The 20,336-nt window shown below is 44.2% G+C and carries 16 protein-coding genes and 4 pseudogenes; 10 read left to right on the top strand and 10 right to left on the bottom strand.

Features of this window, described 5'->3' with window-relative positions; genetic code table 11:
* The first annotated feature begins 117 nt into the window (after positions 1-117).
* Complete coding sequence (locus tag V5G20_RS10075) at positions 118-372, top strand: YciI family protein (RefSeq protein ID WP_003386460.1); 255 nt, start codon at positions 118-120, stop codon at positions 370-372.
* Positions 373-458: 86 nt separating this feature from the next.
* Here V5G20_RS10075 and mutT read toward each other — a convergent pair whose 3' ends face one another.
* From mutT to hutG, 3 genes are all read right to left on the bottom strand, one after another.
* The gene (gene mutT / locus V5G20_RS10070) at positions 459-845 is read right to left on the bottom strand and encodes an 8-oxo-dGTP diphosphatase MutT (RefSeq protein WP_172920915.1); all 387 of its coding nucleotides are present in this window, start codon (positions 843-845) and stop codon (positions 459-461) included.
* 285 nt (positions 846-1,130) lie between these two features.
* Positions 1,131-2,318, bottom strand: a complete 1,188-nt coding sequence (gene gltS, locus V5G20_RS10065) for a sodium/glutamate symporter (protein WP_031932746.1) — start codon at positions 2,316-2,318, stop codon at positions 1,131-1,133.
* Complete coding sequence (gene hutG, locus V5G20_RS10060; RefSeq protein WP_338463382.1) at positions 2,302-3,288, bottom strand: formimidoylglutamase; 987 nt, start codon at positions 3,286-3,288, stop codon at positions 2,302-2,304. Before hutG ends, gltS begins: the two co-directional genes overlap by 17 nt.
* A 120-nt stretch (positions 3,289-3,408) precedes the next feature.
* Between hutG and V5G20_RS10055 the strand changes: the two are divergent.
* Positions 3,409-3,981: pseudogene (locus V5G20_RS10055) on the top strand (LysR family transcriptional regulator); the annotation flags it as partial.
* 62 nt (positions 3,982-4,043) lie between these two features.
* On the opposite strand, the gene istB (V5G20_RS10050) reads toward V5G20_RS10055, so the two are convergent.
* Both istB (V5G20_RS10050) and istA (V5G20_RS10045) read right to left on the bottom strand, forming a co-directional pair.
* Entirely contained in the window at positions 4,044-4,769 is a 726-nt protein-coding gene (istB, locus tag V5G20_RS10050; RefSeq protein ID WP_172921002.1) for an IS21-like element helper ATPase IstB, read from the bottom strand.
* Between the two features lies 1 nt (position 4,770).
* Positions 4,771-6,258: an IS21 family transposase gene (istA, locus tag V5G20_RS10045; RefSeq protein ID WP_227278712.1), complete on the bottom strand. Its 1,488-nt coding sequence runs from the start codon at positions 6,256-6,258 to the stop codon at positions 4,771-4,773.
* Between the two features lie 138 nt (positions 6,259-6,396).
* Between istA (V5G20_RS10045) and V5G20_RS10040 the strand changes: the two are divergent.
* Positions 6,397-6,717, top strand: a pseudogene (locus tag V5G20_RS10040) (LysR family transcriptional regulator substrate-binding protein); the annotation flags it as partial.
* Positions 6,718-7,063: 346 nt separating this feature from the next.
* Positions 7,064-8,146: a beta family protein gene (locus tag V5G20_RS10035; RefSeq protein ID WP_024985656.1), complete on the top strand. Its 1,083-nt coding sequence runs from the start codon at positions 7,064-7,066 to the stop codon at positions 8,144-8,146.
* On the opposite strand, the gene V5G20_RS10030 is transcribed toward V5G20_RS10035, so the two are convergent.
* A complete protein-coding gene (locus V5G20_RS10030; protein WP_024985657.1) occupies positions 8,117-8,686 on the bottom strand; it encodes a sce7726 family protein in 570 nt (189 codons plus the stop codon). The genes V5G20_RS10035 and V5G20_RS10030 overlap by 30 nt on opposite strands.
* Positions 8,687-8,899: 213 nt before the next feature.
* Positions 8,900-10,399 carry a malate:quinone oxidoreductase gene (locus tag V5G20_RS10025; protein WP_338463381.1) on the bottom strand — a complete coding sequence of 500 codons (1,500 nt, stop codon included), beginning with the start codon at positions 10,397-10,399 and terminating at the stop codon, positions 8,900-8,902.
* Between the two features lie 383 nt (positions 10,400-10,782).
* On the opposite strand from V5G20_RS10025, the pseudogene V5G20_RS10020 reads away from it, so the two are divergent.
* Positions 10,783-11,447: pseudogene (locus tag V5G20_RS10020) on the top strand (transposase); the annotation flags it as partial.
* A 49-nt stretch (positions 11,448-11,496) separates the two neighbouring features.
* On the opposite strand, the gene V5G20_RS10015 reads toward V5G20_RS10020, so the two are convergent.
* Positions 11,497-12,723, bottom strand: a complete 1,227-nt coding sequence (locus tag V5G20_RS10015; protein WP_338463377.1) for an IS256 family transposase — start codon at positions 12,721-12,723, stop codon at positions 11,497-11,499.
* A gap of 115 nt (positions 12,724-12,838) precedes the next feature.
* Here V5G20_RS10015 and V5G20_RS10010 point away from each other — a divergent pair.
* From V5G20_RS10010 to V5G20_RS09985, 5 genes and pseudogenes are all read left to right on the top strand, one after another.
* Positions 12,839-13,067, top strand: a pseudogene (locus tag V5G20_RS10010) (transposase); the annotation flags it as partial.
* Positions 13,068-14,144: 1,077 nt separating this feature from the next.
* Positions 14,145-14,564 (top strand): hypothetical protein, encoded by a 420-nt coding sequence (locus tag V5G20_RS10000; RefSeq protein ID WP_024985658.1) that lies wholly within the window; start codon positions 14,145-14,147, stop codon positions 14,562-14,564.
* A 31-nt stretch (positions 14,565-14,595) separates the two neighbouring features.
* Positions 14,596-15,408, top strand: coding sequence for a peptidase (locus V5G20_RS09995; protein WP_338463380.1), 813 nt, complete (start codon positions 14,596-14,598; stop codon positions 15,406-15,408).
* Positions 15,409-15,593: 185 nt separating this feature from the next.
* Positions 15,594-16,046 carry a GNAT family N-acetyltransferase gene (locus tag V5G20_RS09990; protein ID WP_338463379.1) on the top strand — a complete coding sequence of 151 codons (453 nt, stop codon included), beginning with the start codon at positions 15,594-15,596 and terminating at the stop codon, positions 16,044-16,046.
* Between the two features lie 182 nt (positions 16,047-16,228).
* Positions 16,229-17,422, top strand: a complete 1,194-nt coding sequence (locus V5G20_RS09985) for a hypothetical protein (protein ID WP_039070727.1) — start codon at positions 16,229-16,231, stop codon at positions 17,420-17,422.
* A gap of 750 nt (positions 17,423-18,172) precedes the next feature.
* On the opposite strand, the gene istB (V5G20_RS09980) is transcribed toward V5G20_RS09985, so the two are convergent.
* Together istB (V5G20_RS09980) and istA (V5G20_RS09975) are read right to left on the bottom strand one after the other, a co-directional pair.
* Positions 18,173-18,952 carry an IS21-like element helper ATPase IstB gene (gene istB / locus V5G20_RS09980; protein ID WP_024985201.1) on the bottom strand — a complete coding sequence of 260 codons (780 nt, stop codon included), beginning with the start codon at positions 18,950-18,952 and terminating at the stop codon, positions 18,173-18,175.
* Positions 18,949-20,190: an IS21 family transposase gene (gene istA / locus V5G20_RS09975; protein ID WP_024985200.1), complete on the bottom strand. Its 1,242-nt coding sequence runs from the start codon at positions 20,188-20,190 to the stop codon at positions 18,949-18,951. The genes istB (V5G20_RS09980) and istA (V5G20_RS09975) overlap by 4 nt, the downstream gene beginning before the upstream one ends.
* Positions 20,191-20,336 lie beyond the last annotated feature (146 nt).

Here is a 20,336-nt window from a genome sequence, read left to right as displayed (position 1 = left end):
TACAAGGTGCATCATGCTTGGCGATTGGAATATATAACCATTGTCTCAAGCTCTCCAGCAAAAACTGGAGAAACTTGTGTTACAATAACGCTAAAAACTGTTTCACAAGGAGAAACCATGAACCGATATTTGCTCATAACGAATCGAACCGAAAGCTTCAATTCAGCCGACATTCCGGGACATTACGAACATTTGGAACAATTAAAGCAAAACAACCGCCTGGAGCTATACGGACCTTTTAGCGATGTTTCAGGCGGAGCATACCTCATCAAGGCGGAATCGCTGGAAGAAGCCATTGCCATCGGGAACGCCGATCCCTTGATCAAATCGGGTTCTTCTACCTTGTCCGTAAAAGAGTGGCTGACCAAGTAGCATAGCTTTCCTTAATTAAACGCCTGTTTTGGAGGCGTTTTTTCTTTAGTAAAAAAAACAAGCCAGGGATTTTGGCCTTCAAGCGATTATACGGTCTCCTGCAGCATTTGCACAAACTTCAGATCTGCCGGCGCAAACGGATACTCATGAAGTTCACTGGGATGCACCCAGCGAAACTCATCATGATCTGTCAGAACGATTTCACCGCCAACGTATAGCGCCGTGTATGCTATCAAACGAATATGTGTGGAGCCGTATCGATGGTCATTCACGGCAAAGGGCTCGTACGGATCGATTTCGATCTTCATTTCCTCCAGCAATTCCCTTTTCAGGCAAGCCTCAACGCTTTCGCCCTCCTCGATTTTGCCGCCGGGAAATTCCCACATTCCTTCCTGAGACTTTCCCTTTTTGCGCTTTGCAATCAATATCTGTCCTTGTTCATTTCCTATAATTGCCGCGGCTACTTCAATCATCTGCGTCACGTCCTATAACATTTGCCTTTGTTTGCTGCTGGCACAACCGCGCGCAGCTCGAAATTCCCTTCCTATGGTATTATCTGTATTTCATTCTTGCCGAATTCCATTTTCCTTTCAAGCTTGTTTTCTCAAAACGAAATCCTTGCCCCATCCAGGTTATAAAAGGACATACAACGTTGGAGGGCCCAAAAGAAGGCTCTCCCCGCTCTCCAAAGCATTGCTGCAAGCAAAAAAATCCTTCCAGCCGGACAATTCCAGCGTGGAAGGACTTTACCGTGCAATTTACTTGAACAAATTGATCGTCGTAATAATGATCGGCATGCCGAACACATCGATCAGAAAGGCACCCACAATCGGGACGACCAGATAAGCTTTTCGCGAAGGCCCAAAGCGCTCGGTCACCGCGGCCATATTCGCCATCGCATTCGGTGTAGCTCCAAGTCCATGTCCTGTGAACCCTGCGACCATTACCGCGGCGTCATAGTCTTTGCCAAGCAGCCGGAACAAAACGAAGGCACCGAACAGGACGATAAAGACAACTTGCACCAGCACGATCACCAGCATTGGCAGCGCAAGGCTGGCCACTTCCCACAATTTGATACTCATAAGTGCCATAGACAGGAAGATGCCAAGCGTCACGTCGCCAATCAGATTGATGCTTTTCATGTCGATAGCTGCCGGTTTGAATTTGTCAACGATGTTGCGCACGATAACCGCCACAAACATCGCTCCTACATAACCGGGAAGAACAAAACCGGTTGCCGTTGAGAACAGCTCGCCCAAATACGTTCCCAATGCCATACAGAACGTGATGAGCAGTACCTGAATGAAGAAGACGTTTGTCGTAATCGGTTCGACTTTTTCTTCTACCTCCGCCGTTCCTTCTTCTGTTTCGGTCGGTTTCAGATTGTATTTGGAGACCAGGTACTTGACAGTCGGTCCGCCTACCAATCCTCCGGCTACAAGTCCAAAGGTAGCTGCCGCAATCCCGATGGCCAGTGCGGATTGGATCCCCATGTCTTCGAGGGTTTGTCCAAAGGCACCTGCCGCTCCGTGTCCGCCTTCCATGGAAACCGCGCCTGCCATCATCCCGATCAGCGGATGAATGCCGAACAGCGAAGCCAGGGAGACGCCAATCACGTTTTGCATCAAAGCGAGGAATCCGCATGCAATCCAGTAAATGACGAGCAGCTTGCCGCCCAGTCTGATGAGCTTGAAGCTCGCTCCCAGTCCTACTGTCGTGAAGAACGTGAGCATGAACAGGCTTTGCAGGGAAGTATCCAAGGTAATTTCCAAAACGCCTGTCGCCTTCAAGGCCGTTGCGATGATCGCAAACAACAGCCCTCCGACGACGGGTGCGGGAATACAGAACTTTTGCAGGAATCCGGCCTTTTTTACGAGGAAGGTTCCCAATACGAGCAGAGCTACTGCGAGAAAAATCGTGTTGACTTGATTAAGTGCCAACGTCATCGTTGTGTCCCCCTAAGAATCCCATGATGGCTTCGTTTGTCAGATAAGCACCTAATTTTACCGTTCTGCCGTTTTCATCCAAAACCGGATTCACTTCGCAAATGTCAAAAGAAAGCGTTTTCTTATGAGTGGCAACGGTGCGGATCAAGCTGCGGACAACCATTGGCGTCAATCCGAAAGGCGACGGAGCGCTCACTCCCGGCGCAAACGCCGCATTTAACACATCGGTACAAAGCGTGAGCATGACATGATCGTGTTTTTCGATGAATTCTTTTAGCTCGGAGATAATGTCGTCCATCTGTTCAGCGGTCATGTCTTCTTCATACACGTACCGGACACCGAGTTCGTCCGCCTTGTCAAACAGCTCCTGCGTATTGCCGAAACGCTGGATCCCGAGGACAAAATATCGGCTGTTTTTGTCATACTCCAGGATTTGTCGGAACATCGTCCCGGAGGAAGGCTGGCTTTCATAGGAGCGCAAATCGAAATGAGCATCGATATTAATGATTCCGAGCGAAGCTTCTTTTCCGGTGTGTTTGCGGACGCCCAAATAATGGCCATACAGCGTTTCATGTCCGCCGCCTAAAATAATCGGCACCGCCGACTTGGACAAAATATCGGAGACTGCCTGGCCCAATTCCTCCTGGGCTTCTTCGAGCTTTTCATTTTCACAGCGAATATTACCGACATCGACGATGCGGTTGCCTTCCTGCAGCTTCCAGGGAAGGCTTGCAAGCGCTTGCCGAATTGCGTTCGGAGCTTTGGCTGCGCCTACTCGTCCTTGATTGCGCCGAACTCCTTCCTCACATTCAAACCCAATCATCGCACATGTGTTGTCCGCGGAAGGCAGCCATTGATCCAGATCCACCAATTCCACAACCTGGTGGTAGCGAAAACTGCTTCTTCTTTCCGTATGATCAGTCCGGCCGGTCCATACATCAGCTGAAACTTTCGTAGGCAATCTTTTCATCCTTTCTGAACCTTTTAAGTATATGTGTTTTTTTGATTATATAATGACATACTTATTATTTCTAATATATAATTTAAATAATTTTATAGTTTCAAGCTATAAATAGAGGTGGAAATTATTGTGGATATCAAACAATTGTATTATTTCGTAACCGTCTCCGATCAACTGAGCTACTCCAAAGCCGCGCAAAAGCTGCATATTTCACAGCCTTCGCTGAGCAACGCCATCAAAAATCTGGAGCAAGAGGTCGGCTCTCCCCTGCTTGAAAGAAACACGAGAAAAATGGAGCTGACGGACGCTGGGAAGATTTTCTATAAAAAAGCGATTTCGCTGCTTTCCCAAATGGATATGTTGAAAAAGGAAATGGAAGAAGTAAAGCTCACCGGCAGCGGCGAGCTGATTGTCGGCATCATCGAGTCGGTGAAGCATTGGATTCCGAAAGTGATCCGTGAGTATCAAGGGCGTTATCCTTCCATCAACATCAAGCTGATCGAAGTGCTGGGCGGAAAGGCTGTGAAGGAGTCGCTGCGGAAGTATCATACGCACCTGCTCATTACGAACCAGTATGTACATGAGGAGGATATCGAATCGATCCCGTTGTACGATGAACGATTGGTGCTCGTGCTGCACAAGGATCATCCTTTGGCGCATAAAGAAACGGTTTCTTTGCACGAGCTGGAAAGTGTGTGTTTTGCAAGTAGAAAATGCTCAGCTTTGCAGCCAAAATTGCCTAAGCACTTGCCAGCCGTTTGAAACTACAAAGGAATCCTATCCATTGCCTGTTTGAAGCGGAAACTCTCACCTGTGAATGAGAGGATATGAGCGTGGTGTACCAGACGATCAACGAGCGCCGACGTGAGCTTCGTGTCTCCAAACACCGATGTCCATTGGCCAAACTCCAGGTTAGATGTAACGATCACACTCTGTTGCTCATAGCAATCCGCAATCACGTTAAACAATAACTCAGAACCGGTTTGGCTGAACGGCACGTAGCCGACTTCATCGAGAATAAGTAAATCTATCTTTTTCAATTTCTCGCGAAATCGGCTGAGTGTTCCCGCCACAAATTTTTCCTGAAGTACAGAAACCAAATCGGAAGCCCGGTAGAACTGTACCGCCTTGCCCCGGCGGCAAGCCTCCACGCCCAGTGCCGTTGCCATATGGGTTTTCCCTGTGCCGACGGCACCCATTAAGAGTAAATTTTCTTTGCGTTCGAGCCAATCCAATTCCTGGAGCAGCTCCGGACTACTGCCACTAGGGAAAGAGATATGGTCATACACATACCCCTCGAAAGTCTTAATATGCGGGAACCCCGCCTGCTGAACAAGCTTACCTAACTTGGCACGGCGGCGGCCGTCCAGTTCCGCAACAAGGATTTGCTCCACAATGCTACGAATCTGCTCATTCTGTTGAACGGATACGTAGTCCACGACATGCGCCAATCGGAGTTGTCGGCACAAATCTCCCAATGCCGTCGGCATCTCAGCTCACCCCCACAAGTTGATCATAGCGTTGGAGAGAACCTTCTACGCGAGTTCCCGGAGGGGACAACGTCTCCTCCCACGTGACAGGGAGGTCACGACTGCCATATTTTACGCCTAGCACGGCCGTGATGCGCGTAATCGGTGTGTCTTGGCCTAGTAGAGCAATTACCTCTTGAATCTGTTCGATGGTGTAAATATCACACCAGTGCGACATTGCCTGAAGACGATCTTTTCGCTCTGTTAGATCCTTCACGGTTACATACCCTTGCAAGATCTCCGGTAGCATACGGAGAAACTGCGAGTGCGTTACACTACGTGGTTTTTTCAGCCATCCAGCGCATACTTGTGACCACGGAATGTCTACATTTCGTCCCGTATAAGGTCTGGGTACTTCCCGAATTAGCTGGTGTTGGCCGTTTAGAATGACAAGGCGATCCCAAAACGTTTGGATCAGTACCTCACTGCCTGGCGTTGCCATCCCCAGCAACGGAACCGTCAATTCATCCTTCCGAATCTCTCCATACTTATTCACCACTGCAGCACCCAAGCGAAAAGCCTCAAATCCATGCTCCGGCAAGGTAAGCAATTTACGGCGATCATCCTCCCATAGATCTGCGATGCAACGATTTAGGGCATAATGCTGACGACCACGATCACGGCTAGCTTGCTCGGCGAAGTAGGCAACTAACTGTTCATGGCTTTCATAGATGGGAATCGGCACTGCCCAATTGCGCTTGGAGTACCCGCATTTGTTCTCCACGTGCCCCTTCTCATGACCACTGTATGGGTTGCAAAAGACAGCTTCAAACCGGTAGTGAGCGCAGAATCGCTGGAAGCCATCCGTTAATTGCCGTTCGCCCTGCTTCTCGATATGAACGACGGCAGCGGAGAGATTGTCAAACCAGATTCGCTGAGGAACACCTCCCATTTGTTCAAAGCACAGCTTCATCGCCTCCAAAAAGCATTCCTGATTCTCCGCTGGTGTCGGATAGACGAAAGCGGCATTGCTGTACGGAAAAGACATTACCAGCAGTTTGTATGTGACCAATCGATGATCTCGGCATACCTCAATGGTTGTAAAGTCCACTTGTGCCTCACCCGGTGGATGTTCAAGCCGTTCGTACGTTTTGGCACGGTCCAGTTCCATTTCACTTTTTCGTCTCTGCACATAGGCCAATACTGTACGTTGTCCACCTGTAAACTGATGCTCATCGCGCAAACGTTGGAAAATGCGCACACCTGTGTGTCGCTGCTTACGGGGGACCAAACGGTCCTCCTCTAACCAGGTATCGACGATCTCCATAAATGGACCCATGACAGGACTTCTGCCCTTTCGTTTTGTCATCGAGGCATTCCAATCGGTTTTATCGGCATATTTTTTGGCAGTCCGCCAGTGAACACCTACGCGTCCTGCAATCTCGTTTACCGAGCATCCTTCTACTTCGCGTAAAAACCTGATATAGTGTTGTTGAGGCATTTTCAGCATCCTTTCCATTCTCCTTCGCTAAGTTGTCCCAAACCTAACGGTAGGAGGAATTATTGATGCTGACAAGTGCCTTTTTTGTATTTGTTTTGAGCATTTTTACGCTGCAATATTAGGCATTTCTATTGTGCAATAAACAAAAGTGAGCCCTTTATCATTAGCACGGAAGGTTTTCAGACGAGGGAGGATATTGTAACAGCCTTTTCCATTGAACAGGTGACGCCGAACATTAAGTTTGAGATTGAACGGTTTGAGACTGCCTTGACCTTGGTGAGGGAAAATTTGGGCGTCACGATTATTCCCGAAAATTATTTAGCTGAATCGACGGACCCGTCTATCGTGTGGAAGGCGATTGATTCCCCGGCATTGGAGAGGACCGTTTATTTGATGTTTATGCGGAATCGTTATTTGGCTCCGGCGGTTCAGGCTTTTCTCGGCGGGATTCGGAGGAAGTTTGGGTGAATGGAGAATAAGTTTTTGTTTTGGCCTAATTAAATCAGGAATAATATATTGTTAAACATTTAGTAGAACCTCGAGTAACAAGGGATGGAGTCTTAACGGTGATCCAGACATTATTAAGACTCCATCCCCACCCTGTCAAGATGGTGCTCTCCCAATTGAGCTAAATCAAGAACTACATTGTTGTTACCCTTTTTTTAAATTAATACACTCACATTCCACTACAATTACTTGACGAACTTACCCAATTTCCTATATTATTCTTCCGACATTTTCCGACATTTGGAAGGATTCTGTCAACTAAGAGAGAACATAGTCATACTAAACTAGGTCTTAGGGAGGGGATTTCATGTTCTACTATCCAATTTTAAGGCACTCTGCTTCCGAGATGAATGCATATCATAATCTTAAAAGTGCTACAAAAGATTCAATAGTCCCAATTATTGAATCTAAACGAATTAGTTCTAAAAATAAACAAACTTGGTGGACATCGTTTAAAACCTTAGGTTCATACTTTTATGAAAAAGTAGAGAATAGAGAGTTTATTTACGATTTTAGACAGTCTTACGATATTATTGGCAATCCAGATGAAGAGCTAATTACAGATGATTCTCAAAACATTATTAGCTATTGTGCAAGTAGATTTCTCGAAAAAGAGTTAAATTTCATCCCATGCTTCCATCATGACTCTCCGGAATGGTGGATAAACTCGATCAAGGACCTTGAATTAAAAAAGGTTGCAGTTCGTATTCGTTGCAATACTTTTGATAGTACACTTGATCCATTTATTTACAAAAGGATCGAAGAGTTGCTCGAAACAAAATTTAATGATGTGGAAAAAATATTTGTTATTGTTGATTTCGCTGAAAAATATCAAGGATTTAATAGGATTAGAAGTGCTTTAAAAACCTACTCTCAACTAAAAAAATCATCTGTTATATTGGCACTAACCTCATGTCCAGCTAACAGTGACGATGTTTCGGCTATGTCCGTAAAACAGGCTGCACCACGAGATGACTTTAACACTTATATAAAATTACTGAACGAGTTTCCAGAATTAAACTATGCTGACTATACTGTTCGCCTGGCACCCGAACCAGAAGAAGGTAAGATAATTGATTACTACAACACATATTTAAAGATTTTCTACACCACTAACGACTTTTACGTAATAGGTAAATCAACTCTGTTAGGGGACAATGGTGTTGAAACCTTTGTTAATATTTGTAAAACTATAGTGACAAGCGATTATTACTCAGGTGAACATTTTTCAGCTGGTGACAAAGCAATTCTTAATTGTTCATTAGGCAAACTAGAGATTACAAACCATGGAAAACCAATCGAAATAGGAATTAACCATCACATCGAGTTTGTAACTGATCAACTTCAAAATACCTTTGGGCTATCGCCAGTGTTCGCGAGTCTTGAGTGAATGATATACAAACTGCCGAATTACGTTAATATCTTTTTCCTGTAAAAACAATTCTAAGAGTTTCTTTTTTCGTAGCTGCTTCATTTTCTTGGGATAACCAAGAACATCAACAAGTTTCTCCAATTCATCTTTCCAGAGAAGTTTTAATAGTAATTCTTTATCTTGGGACGTTCTCATACGTCCCTTTCTTTTCTTAATGAACAAAACCTTGCCTGATCTCTTCTTAACAATGGTGATACCCCACCAGTTTGGTACGATTTTTTGAATGTCATCATAAAATTTTTCATCAATAACAATAGTTAGCCTTTCAAAAAGCCTATTATAATATTCCATTTGCTTTGGCAATCGTTTGAGAGTATCACTTTCACTCTTAATTTCATACCCATGTAATATTCCGTTTACAACAGCAATATCTACCCTAGAGGCTCCAAAATCAATCCCTAATTCATTAATTATACGTGTATTAGGTTCATCCTTGTAAATTTTCGAGAGATCTTCCAATAACGCCTCTCTAACATCCTGATCACGTAATTTTTCCATCTTAACATCCCGTTCCTTAGTTTCTTGGCCTTAGTATACTTTGACGTTTACTTGTATATTCCTGCTTAGTAATACACAAGCCCGAGCTCTCATGCAGTGTAGAGTTCTATCCTTCAACCCGTTGCCGAAAACTGCAGGCAAAACGAAACGGCCTTTCACCCCATGCAATTCGGGACAAAGGCCGTTTCTTTCCTTCTATTTTTCGACCGTCTGCTAGACGAGAGCCAGTTCACTGTGCAGACCAAGCGTCTGCGCTGTGGAAAAATCAATTTCACGGATAAGTTCCGGGTGCTCCAATAAGGATATACCATAAGAAGGAATCATTTCTATTATTTTCGGTTCCCACTCATTGATATGCTGCGGGAAGCATCTTTTCATCAGGTCCAGCATGACGGAAACAGCGGTAGAAGCCCCCGGAGAAGCGCCGAGCAATGCGGCGATCGAGCCATCCGCTGCACAGATTACTTCCGTACCGAATTGCAGCGTTCCTTTGCCGCCAGTAGGCGTATCTTTGATCACCTGCACACGTTGGCCCGCTACGACAATATCCCAATCCTCGCTTTTCGCGTTCGGGATAAACTCGCGCAGCTCTTCCATGCGTTGTTCCTTGGACAGCATCACTTGCTGGATCAGGTATTTGGTCAAGGGAACGTTTTTTGCCCCTGCTGCCAGCATCGTCAGGACGTTATCCGGTTTTACGGAACCGAGCAAATCAAACATCGAACCGGTTTTTAGGAACTTCGGCGAGAAACCGGCAAACGGCCCAAAGAGCAGCGATTTTTTATTGTCGATATATCTTGTGTCCAGATGCGGAACAGACATTGGCGGCGCGCCAACCTTGGCTTTCCCGTATACCTTGGCATGATGCTGCTCGATCACATCCGGATTCTTGCAAACCATGAACAGACCGCTTACCGGGAAGCCTCCGATATGTTTCCCTTCAGGAATACCGGATTTTTGCAGCAAAGGCAGGCTTCCTCCACCGCCGCCAATAAACACAAATTTGGCCGTATGGCGTTCAACGGTGCCGCTGTCGAGATTTCGCACTTTCAATTCCCACAGGCCGTCGCGGTTGCGTTTAATATCATCAACATTATGCTTGAAGTGGATATCGACGTCTTTCCTTTTCAGATGGTCAAACAGCATCCGTGTCAAAGCACCGAAGTTGACATCTGTTCCAGAGTCGATTTTTGTTGCCGCAATCGGTTCATTCGATACCCGCCCATTCATAATTAGCGGAATCCATTCCATCAGTTTTCGAGGGTCTTCGGAGTATTCCATCCCTTTGAACAGGGGATTGTTTGACAGCGCTTCAAAACGTTTTTTGAGAAACGATACATTCTTTTCACCTTGCACCAGGCTCAAATGAGGCAACGGCCTGATAAAGTCCTGCGGATTGCGGATCAGATTGCTGTTTACAAGATAAGACCAGAATTGTCTTGAAACCTGAAACTGTTCATTAATTTTTACAGCTTTGCTGATATCAATGGATCCGTCCGGTTTCTCGACGGTGTAGTTCAGCTCGCACAGCGCTGAATGCCCCGTTCCTGCATTATTCCATTCGTTAGAGCTTTCCTCTCCTGGGCTTGCAAGCTTTTCAAACACTGTAATGTTCCAATCCGGTATCAATTCTTTCAGCAGTGTTCCCAACGTTGCACTCATGATTCCGGCACCAATTAAGATAACGTCTGTTTTGGTTTGTCTGTCGCTCATGTTTACCGTCCTACCTCGCTAATATTTGAAGAAAAGATGTAGGCCCTCCTGCTTAGGCTCCACAGCAAGCCAGGGTGCGACCTGTTCACACACCTTTTCTGCATGATTGATAACCTAAGTAATAGTGTAACACTATTATATATAGAATTAAATATTTGCTATTAAATGGATTGCTAAATGCTATTAATTAGCAGGGAAACTTGAGGAATGATAGAAAGTTGCGATTAGGGAGGGGAGAGCTGTCCCTAGATTTGCTTTTGAGTCTTAGGAGGATATGTACAGAAGTTGGCAATCTTATCCCAGGTGGAGTCTTTAAAATATTCTGTGTAGACTCTCAACCTCTAAACTACAATTAGTATCAGAAAGGTTGGGAGATTTTTATAATGTCAAAAGAGCAGATCAAGCAGTGGATCAAAGAGAAAAATATGAAGTCTGTGAACGACGTACAGTCAGCTCTAAAAGATTTTGTTTGCTGAAACGATCCAAGAAATGCTCGAAGCTGAGATGGAGTCCTCTCTTGGATACGCAAAGCATGGCATGAAAAACAAGCAAACAACGAATAGCCGTAATGGATACAGTAAAAAACTGTCCGTTCCGAGTATGGCGAGGTGGACAGTCAAGTCCCACGTGATCGTGAGGGAGAATTTGAACCTGCCATTTTAAAGAAACACCGGTCCAATGTAACAGGGATCGAAGATCAAATCCTCGCAATGTATGCAAAAGGCGTATCCACACGTGATATTCAAGACCATCTGCAGCAGCTTTACGGATCGAAGTCTCACCAACACTCATTTCAAATGTCACGAACAAAATCGTTCCCCTGATTAAAGAGTGGCAAAATCGCCCTTTGCAATCGGTTTATGCTTCTTAGACGCGATCCACTTTAAAGTAAAACAGGACGACGGAGCAAGCTGTACTCGAAGAACTCGATCAGTTTGAACAAACCTGGGGCAGTAAATCCCCCTTGATGGTAAGCTCCTTGCGCACCAACTGGGATAAGATTGCGACCTTTTTTAAATATCCTCCAGAGATTCGAAAGCTGATCTATGGATCAAGTCCATCTTTGTGTGTAAATTCCCCTCGATTAGAGAAATAACTTAGCCAATGCGCGTCACTTTAGACACCGCTTTTGTTGCCTGAGTTTCTCGCCATTCCAAATACTCTGCCATATCGAGATACTTTTTGCCACTTGCCCATTTTTCGTCTATCTCTATAAGCAAAGCTCCGATCAGGCGAATAACCGATTCACGGTTAGGAAAAATGCGAATGACACGTTCTCGTCGGCGAATTTCTTCGTTGAGTCGCTCCATGCCATTTGTTGTCCGAAGACGTTTACGGTACTTTTCGGGGAGCAGAAGAACGGCTGTGGCATCATCAAAACCATTCTCCAAAACCGAAATTGCCTTTGTAGCTTTGGCCTCATACGTTTCCACCGTTTGTTGCAACAATAACCGTGCCGTCTCTAGATCAGGAGCATCCAAAATCGCACGAACACGGGGATACAATTCCTCCTGCAGTTGCTTGGGCGTGGCAACGAGGATATTTCGCATAAAATGAGTCTGACACCGTTGCCACGTCACCCCTTGAAAATGGGTTCGAATGGCTCGTACGAGCCCGCCATGTTGATCGGACACAATGAGTTCTACGCCGCGCAAGCCTCGATCTTTCAGCCAGCTAAAAAACTCACTCCAACTGGCCTCTGATTCACTATCTCCAAGCATCAGTCCAAGGACTTCTCGGTAGCCTTCTGTGTTGACCCCGTAGGCCAACATTACGCCACGAGAGCGTACACGCCTCTCTTCACGAACCTTTAAAACGAGGGCATCTACAATGAGAAATGGATAGAAGCTCTCTCGTAAATTTCGGTTGTTCCAAGCCGTTACAATCGGATCCAGGCGTTTACACAGATCGGAAACAGTTGACTTAGAGAACTCGGTTCCACACAGTTCCTCCGTGATTTGCGAAACTTTTCGAGTTGATACCCCATTCACCACCATTTCCATGAGGGCTAAAACCAAGGCTTGTTCACTTCGCTGATAGCGAGCAAACATTTCTGTCGAGAACTTTCCATTTCGAATCCGTGGCACCCGAAGGGTGATCGTTCCCACCCGCGTTGTCAGTTGATGGGGATATGTACCGTTCCGATAACCTTGGCGTTCATCTGTACGTTCGTACGGTTCCGCAGACAGTTGTTCCGTAGCTTGGGCCTGCAACACCTGATTCAATACCGATTCCAACAGTTTGGCCACCCCCGAATCCTTCGAATTTCCGAGAAAAAGTTGCTGCAAAAGTTGCGAATCTACAGTAATCTGATATTGAGCCATAACAAAAACTCCTCTCCAGGAATGGTGTCCGCAAACTTCATTCTAACCGAGGGTTTTTGAAATGGCTCTCTTCATTTTTTAAAAGAGATTCCGTTTTTACACAATTATACGGACTCAACTGATCTATGCAACGAACATTATTGAAAGTTACCATCGACAACTTCGTAAAGCAACGAAGGAAAAGCCATCTTTCCCACAGACGAGACGATGCTCTTCTCAAAATGTTATACCTCGTAACCATGAATGTCCTACGTAAATGGACGGGACGAGTCCATAATTGGGGCCAGATTCTCATGCAGCTATCTGTTTTCTTTGAGGATCGAGTACGACCACACATCCGTTAACAAATAAAAGATATGCTCCATCCCCGATGGGGATTGTCTTCTTCTCCACCAACACGTCAAGGGTTCGCTTCGCCTTACGTCCTTGACTCTGTTGTTTTCGAAAAAGAGCTGATACCGTGAACTTTTTTAAGAACACCGATATGGAGAAGCAACGAAAGCATCAATCAAAGTTCATCAGCTATGCCCTGGGTGAGCCAATTCAGTAACAGTACCAGTCGATGGCAAAGATCCATGAAGGGAGGTATCTGCAAGCGGTTCACTTTGATGTATTTGTTAAGCATTTGAGCGCTGCCCTTACCCACTTTGTAGTAAGTTCAACAAATTTTGACGGTGTGTTGAGCAAAGTCGAATCGCATAAGGGAAGATATTCTGTACAAATAGGTTTTCTACCATTTACTGAGACCTATTAAGCGATTAACTGGGAAATGATTTAAAAAATTCTTCTTCTATTGTGATGTTACCCTTTAATGTTATTTAATCATATAGTAACCGAGGGTAAGGTCCGATTATATTAGACAGTGAATGTCGACACCAGTAACAATCTTGGTTTTGTAGTAAAAAAGGCCAGTGGAGGCTTTATATCCTTGATAGCACTAATTAATCGGAGACGGATTCTCTTCAATACAAGTTAGGTCAAAAAATAAAGGGACCGTACTAGTATAGTCATTTTTGTCTCATTAATCGACGTCTATTTAACTAATTTTATGACTAAAATCTGTTCCCACGGAACAAAGCAACTTAAAAAACAAAACTTTAGACAGGAAGAATGATACTTAAATTCGAACTTTCTGTGAACCAGAAATTTCGACACAATTTTTCAGGGGAATTGGTGTAATATTACATTAAAGGGATTTATTTAGATTTCCCCTGCAATTTATTACAGATTATTCTATCGTTATTTACTAAGGATTCTCGCGTGTCAGCGGTCTCTTATTTACAACTAAAAGACAATACAATGCTTTGGTCTAATCTTAAGTTGTGTATATTTGGTGCTACACGCTGTTAAAGCTATTACTACTTTCATCCTTCGTGCAAACATTTACTTTAACTGCTAACGAAGAAAGGTGTGTATTTGAAATGAAGATGAAAATAAAGTCTTTTGTGGGAGTTATATTTTCGATCGCTTTAATAATCGGTATACCTACTTTAGTTACTAAAAATTCTAGTGTGGAGGCAACTTCTCTTGCAAATAGTATACCTGTAGTTGAAGAACAGGTTCCAGACTATCCTGTCAATGCAGAGGGACAAACATATGGACATGGACCATATCCTTATGGACCAACACGAGAACCAAGCTTAATTAGGACAATAGGAGAAAACGGGGTTGTCGGATATGTAAAGGCCGCCGATTTGGATTCATCCGCTTCTTCACCTCAAGAAGCAATTATTTATCAAGAATCAATGAAATCTGTCGATTACAAATCAATCCCATTGTATGAATCTGATGGCAAAACTAAAATCGGCGAATTTAGATTTTATTATTCGGGTGGGGATTAATGTTAACTAAACATAATCCAGTATTAAAATTATGGGAGGAGAAAAGAAAAATGAAGAAAAGGAAGACAAGTACTCGGAATTTCATAATGATCGGTCACTGTCAATGTTTTTGATGTCAACGCCAGCATCCGCCGCCACTTACTCTGATCCCTATCAAACGCCTAAAATTCATGGTTATGAGTATTATTTTGAATCTATGGTGTGGGATAGAAATCCTCCTGGCAATGACAACACTCATCCAACCGTAGAAGCAGTTGCCTTCGTCAAATCAATAGGTACAAATGTGCCAGTAGGTTATATGGCCGGACAAGCTCGTTTGTTTAATTCAGCTGGTGAATTGAGAAGTGCCAGTTCTATGACATATAATGATTCAAAGATCTCTGGAATCTATGTGTACTCCCCTAGAACAACCACTTCAGGAGAGTATTATGCCCAGAGTAGAGCTGAATTCTATAATGGAGATGGATATACAAGATACACTGGTTATAAATCTCCAATTCAGGTGTTGGGTAAATCAACCAAAATTGCAAAAGTTATAGATGATTTGATGTTAAAAACAGAATATGATGTAAACAGTAACGGCGAGACCTATGGTTCTGCACTATCCGAATATACAATCGGTGAGGAACCCGATTTAATTTCTGCAGTTGGCACTAATGGGATTAAAGGATATGTTAGAGCTGATGATTTGACACCAAATGTTTCATCAATTGAAGAGGCAATTGAGCAAAACGGCGATAATGGTGATGTCCGTACAATTCCTCTTTATGATGTAGATGGATCGACTGTGCTTGGTGAATTTGAGTTAATAACTCACTATGAATTGAAAACTGATATTGAATAGTCGTTTCAAGAATAGGGAAGGATTAAACAACAGTAATAGCACAAACTTAGATAGCATTTGCTTTAAAGCTATTAAATTATAGGGTTTAGGGTGTTCTTCGAGCTATTAAAGAACACCTTTTTTTTGTAAATGGGGTATAATGGTATGGTATAATTTTCCTAAACGAAGCAAAAGGAGATATCGCTATGAATCTTATTCTCAAGGAAGTAACTGCTGAAAACTGGGAAGAATGCATTGAGTTAGAGCCCCGTGAAGATCAAAAACAATTTATCGCCTCAAATCTGTATTCCTTGGCACAGTCAAAATTTTTACCGAATTTCGAAACACTAGCCGTTTACAAAGATGAAATCATGGTTGGATTTGTGATGTTTGGGATTGATCCTGACGATTCGCAATACTGGATTTATCGGCTGATGATCGATTCCCGTCACCAAGGCAAAGGTTACGGAATGGAAACCATGAAACAGGTCATTGCCAGAATAAAAGCAAAGCCTGATACCACAGATATCATGGTCGCCTATCACCCTGACAACCAAGGAGCTGCTACTCTTTATGAAAAATTAGGATTCAAGGTTCTGGGCAAAGCTCCATGGGGCGAAATCATGGCGCGTCTTTCGAAGGATGATGAAGCAAACTGATCAGTCTGGCAGTTGCTCACGATCATGGAGGTCAGATCCTCTCAAACCCAACGAATCGTTTTTAGTGAACAGCTTTATCGACGCTTTACGCAAGCTCCGTGAGAAAAATAGGAAGAAAAAGGAAACATTTGCATGCAATGAAGCGTTTTCGTAATGGATAAAAGAGGGAGGAACCAAAACCGATGAAAAAAAGCATTCTGGCTTCCATGATCACCGTCATGCTGTTATCTGGTTCATTCGTGCCAGCCATTCAAGCAGCTCCATCAGGGACGCATACATATCGTGTCACTTACAAGATGCCCACTATCAACACACTGGAAGAAGTGGAACTGCTTTATTCCCTTCTGAAAGATTCCCTGCAGGTCAAAAATCCATATGATGCTGCTCTTGTAGAAAAAAACCGGATGGATATATACGAGATTGTAGCAGATCTATACGGCACTGATTCCATTCGCTCGTTTATGATAGATGAAATGTATTTATCCAGAAACGGATATTTGCTCGAGCTCTTTAATCACATAGGGGTGTTAGAACCTGTATACCCCGCAGGCTACGACCCCGTGACTATAAAACAGCAAATCGCCAAGCTGGCAGCATCCGAAAAATGGGAACAATATGCGGAATTCAGAAAAAAACGGGGGCAGATTGAGCTTGACTCGCGCATAAAAGCACTGGTTCAGGCCGGATTTGTAAAGCCGGAGGAATGGAACAGTCAATCGATTACAAAGCAATTTGTTGCGGACACGTTGTATCGCATATACAAAAACGCGAGACCTTACAAGGGCAGTGTTGCCCCGAAGGACAGCCAAAGCGAAGCAGTTCGCTGGGCCATCGAGGCGGGCCTCCCGGGATTTCAAGTCGATGCCAAAGGATACATTTATCCGGATCAGCAGTTTTACTATCATGGCGTCTTCGATTTCATTTATTTGTTTTTCCCGAGCAAATTCAATGGGACAGAGCGGGAGTACTTTCAGTTCGAAGTCAAACAAGACCGTCTGTCAGAGGCTGTTGCCAATCGCTCTCAAGAATTCTTGTATGTGAATAACAAGCCCCTTTACTCCCTTCCCGACGGTGTCATGTTGCTTGATCGTCCTGAAGTGAAAAAAGCAGCAGCTCAGCTAAGTGCCGATCTTGGCCCGAAGTTGATCGGGATGGTCGAACAAGTGCGGCGTGAAGTTCTAAAACCGCGTGTGTGGGACTGGCGAAACGATGTGATTCGGCACCCTTCCTTTGCAAAGCTCGTGCAGGAATACCGGAAAACCAAGAGCCAGAAAGCGCTCATGCAGGTATATCAAGCGGTTAAGGAACGGTATAACTTGTTCGATCGCCAGGACTCGCCGCAGGTTATGAAAAGTGTGTTGGATAATATTAAGTAACGGCTGTTTAGTAGAAGCAAATGGAAAACACCTTCTAATCGCATGTGGTTCCTATGATTAGGAGGTGTTTTGTGTTGTTAATGTGGATTAGAGAGTTGTTCTCCTATGATAGATTCCTATATTGACTTGCCTATACAAACTTTCTGGTACATCTGTATTAGCCATACATGTTCTAAACGTTGTTCTTGCTGCGTTGTTAGCGGCTGGAATTGCAGCAATCACTGCAGCCGCACAAGCAGGCGAAGGTCCACCAGCAGCACCACATGCACCAGTTAAGATACTATAGGCAGCCTGTACAGCAGGTGCTGCACATGAATAGATCGTTGCCTGTGCAGATCGGTTTACCGCTGGATGATTAAATCCAATGTAGAATGAAAGGTCATTGTATCTTCTCCTTGGACAAGGAACACATTGTCCCCAAACCCTTGAACAACATGGGTCTCTGATAAAATCATGATACCGAAAACCCCATATCTTATTTTCAAATCCTGGCAATAGGGCCACTTCCTTTATGAAATATTTATGTGAGCCTATTACACTATATTTTTCTGGAATTTCTCTGTGCTAGGCACTTGCCAAAATGTGCTTCTATTCTTTCCTAATGCACTAACCTACCCTTGCAATCAACTGTTCTGTCAACTGCAAATGAAAATTCCCCATTATCTGCACTCGAATTTTCCCCATTATAGGCAATAGGTTTGTCTGAATGATGCCCCCTCTGAGGGGGGCGGGTGGCGACCAAAATTCCGTTTATTCTGTTTTATCTTCGGTTGACTCGGGTCGAAAGAAACCTGCTTTTTTCTTCTCCTTTATGCGATAACTTTCCCCTTTAATGTTGATCGTGTGGGAGTGATGCAATAATCGATCAAGGATGGCTGTAGCAAGTACTGTATCCCCAAATATCTCTCCCCACGAACCATAGGATTTGTTCGAAGTAAGGATAATTGAGCCGGATTCATAACGTTCTGATACAATTTGAAAGAAAAAGTGAGCTGCGGTTTCATCCATTTTGCGATATCCAATTTCATCAATGATGAGTACATTCGGTTTTATAAATGCTCGCATTTTTTGTTTGATGCTATTGTTTTGATGAGCAATCTGGAGCGTCTGAACCAAATCATGAGCAGTTGTAAAGTAAACCGTCAACCCTTGTTTGATAGCTTCGAGAGCCAAAGCAACAGACAAGTGAGTCTTGCCGACCCCTGGCGGACCAAGTAAAATGAGATTCTCTTGTTGTTGTACAAACCGGAGGGTTGCCAAATCACGAATCCGTCTTTCATCAATGGAGGGCTGGAAACTGAAATCGAATTGCTCCAACGTTTTATGGTAGGGTAAATGAGCCAATCGCGTTTTCATGCGGATAAACCGATCCCTCTTGGCCATGATTTCTTCTTGCAAAAGCTTGTCCAAGAACTCCAAATACGATATATTCTGAGCAGCAGCTTCTTCTGCGTGGTGGTGAATAATTTCCGGGATTCGTACCCATCCCATCTGTACAAAGGCTTCTTCTAAACGGGCCTGGAGTATCATTGTACGATTACCTCCTCGTCAGCAAACTGCTCATAGACAGACAAATCACGTTCCACCACTTCGGGGCTTGGATTGGGAACCAAACGCGGCATAGGTTGGGGAGCCTTCGCGCCAATTTGGTTTTGAATCCCCTCGAAGTGTTTTTTATTGGTTATGACTTGCTTGGTACGAGTAGCTTTAGGATGTTCAGCGATGATCATGTTGCCCTGATAGATCCGGATATGGCCATTCTGGAGATCTTGTACTTCTACCGTATGACCTACATAAACATAGGGGACTGAATACCGGCTTCCTCCGTAAGAAACGAGTGAATCATTCGATACTCTTCGAGTATGGCGTTCTACCTCTTCGAATGGGATCGGGTTAAGTGGCTTCAACTGTTCGTGTTTCCATCGATCTACTGGTTTTTCATGCGTGGTGCCGTGTACCCGTACATTAGCCACCGTATCCAACCAATGACGTACTTGCTGATTCAAGTCACGAAGGCTGGTAAACGTCTGCACCCGAGGCCAAAAGTTCTTGCGAACATATCCTACTCCATTTTCCACTTTCCCTTTTGTTCGTGCACGGTAGGGAGCGCAGCGTCGCAGCGTAAGACCGTGATGGCTTGCAAACTGGGAAAATCGTTCATTCCACAATACATGCCCTTGATCGTCGTAACCGACAATGACGGTTTTCATATTGTCATACAAGCATGTTTCCGGTCTGCCGCCAAAGTATTGCATGGCACGCAAGTGGCAGCCGATGAGGGTATCAAGCCGTTCATTCTCTGTAAATTCCACATACAACATTCTCGAGTATCCCAAAACCATGACAAAGGCGTACAGCCGTTTATATCCACCATTCCACTCTACCTTAAAATGTCCCCAGTCTACTTGCGCTTGCTTTCCGGGTGCCGTTTCATAACGGAGCGTTGCCTTGGTCTTAACAACCGGGCGCAATGGTTCCATGAATGAGCGAAGGAGCCGAATTTGCCCTGGATAACCTTGGGCTTTGATCTCATCAAACAAAACGACAGCATTGAAGCAGCCTTCTTCCATTCTCGCTTTGATATAGGGTTTAAATGGATCGAGAATGCTTGTTTTTTTAACAGATCGTTGGTATTTCGAAGGCTCATCCTTTTTCAGCCACTTACGAATTGTTTTTCGATCCCTCCCTAATGAATCAGCAATTTGTGTGATATTCATTCCTCTTTGTCTCATGTCTTTGATCAAGTAAAACTCCCCATTCTTAAGCATATTTTCTCTCCTCCAGGGAGAGATTTTCTGCCGAAAGTGGGGAATTTTCAAGTGCCGTTATTGAGGATTTTAACAGTGCCGTTCACATAAGAGAAACAGCTGGGTTTGTCGATACCCATATTTACCATCATACTTCTTATAAACTA

It is taken from the genome of Brevibacillus borstelensis (assembly GCF_036700025.1).
In the GTDB taxonomy this organism is placed as follows: domain Bacteria; phylum Bacillota; class Bacilli; order Brevibacillales; family Brevibacillaceae; genus Brevibacillus; species Brevibacillus borstelensis.
This window is presented reverse-complemented; position numbering and strand designations above follow the sequence as displayed.

Excerpts from the sequence above, each read along its gene's own strand:
- V5G20_RS10030 (WP_024985657.1), bottom strand. The coding sequence starts at position 8,686 with ATGGAAAAATTACGTGATCAGGATGTTAGAGAGGCGTTATTGGAAGAT.
- istB (WP_172921002.1), bottom strand. The coding sequence starts at position 4,769 with ATGCCGACGGCATTGGGAGATTTGTGCCGACAACTCCGATTGGCGCAT.
- istA (WP_024985200.1), bottom strand. The coding sequence starts at position 20,190 with ATGCTTAAGAATGGGGAGTTTTACTTGATCAAAGACATGAGACAAAGA.
- V5G20_RS09995 (WP_338463380.1), top strand. The coding sequence starts at position 14,596 with ATGGGAGGAGAAAAGAAAAATGAAGAAAAGGAAGACAAGTACTCGGAA.
- mutT (WP_172920915.1), bottom strand. The coding sequence starts at position 845 with ATGATTGAAGTAGCCGCGGCAATTATAGGAAATGAACAAGGACAGATA.
- V5G20_RS10000 (WP_024985658.1), top strand. The coding sequence starts at position 14,145 with ATGAAGATGAAAATAAAGTCTTTTGTGGGAGTTATATTTTCGATCGCT.
- V5G20_RS09985 (WP_039070727.1), top strand. The coding sequence starts at position 16,229 with ATGAAAAAAAGCATTCTGGCTTCCATGATCACCGTCATGCTGTTATCT.
- istB (WP_024985201.1), bottom strand. The coding sequence starts at position 18,952 with ATGATACTCCAGGCCCGTTTAGAAGAAGCCTTTGTACAGATGGGATGG.
- V5G20_RS10015 (WP_338463377.1), bottom strand. The coding sequence starts at position 12,723 with ATGGCTCAATATCAGATTACTGTAGATTCGCAACTTTTGCAGCAACTT.
- istA (WP_227278712.1), bottom strand. The coding sequence starts at position 6,258 with ATGCTGAAAATGCCTCAACAACACTATATCAGGTTTTTACGCGAAGTA.
- hutG (WP_338463382.1), bottom strand. The coding sequence starts at position 3,288 with ATGAAAAGATTGCCTACGAAAGTTTCAGCTGATGTATGGACCGGCCGG.
- V5G20_RS10075 (WP_003386460.1), top strand. The coding sequence starts at position 118 with ATGAACCGATATTTGCTCATAACGAATCGAACCGAAAGCTTCAATTCA.
- V5G20_RS10025 (WP_338463381.1), bottom strand. The coding sequence starts at position 10,399 with ATGAGCGACAGACAAACCAAAACAGACGTTATCTTAATTGGTGCCGGA.
- V5G20_RS09990 (WP_338463379.1), top strand. The coding sequence starts at position 15,594 with ATGAATCTTATTCTCAAGGAAGTAACTGCTGAAAACTGGGAAGAATGC.
- V5G20_RS10035 (WP_024985656.1), top strand. The coding sequence starts at position 7,064 with ATGTTCTACTATCCAATTTTAAGGCACTCTGCTTCCGAGATGAATGCA.
- gltS (WP_031932746.1), bottom strand. The coding sequence starts at position 2,318 with ATGACGTTGGCACTTAATCAAGTCAACACGATTTTTCTCGCAGTAGCT.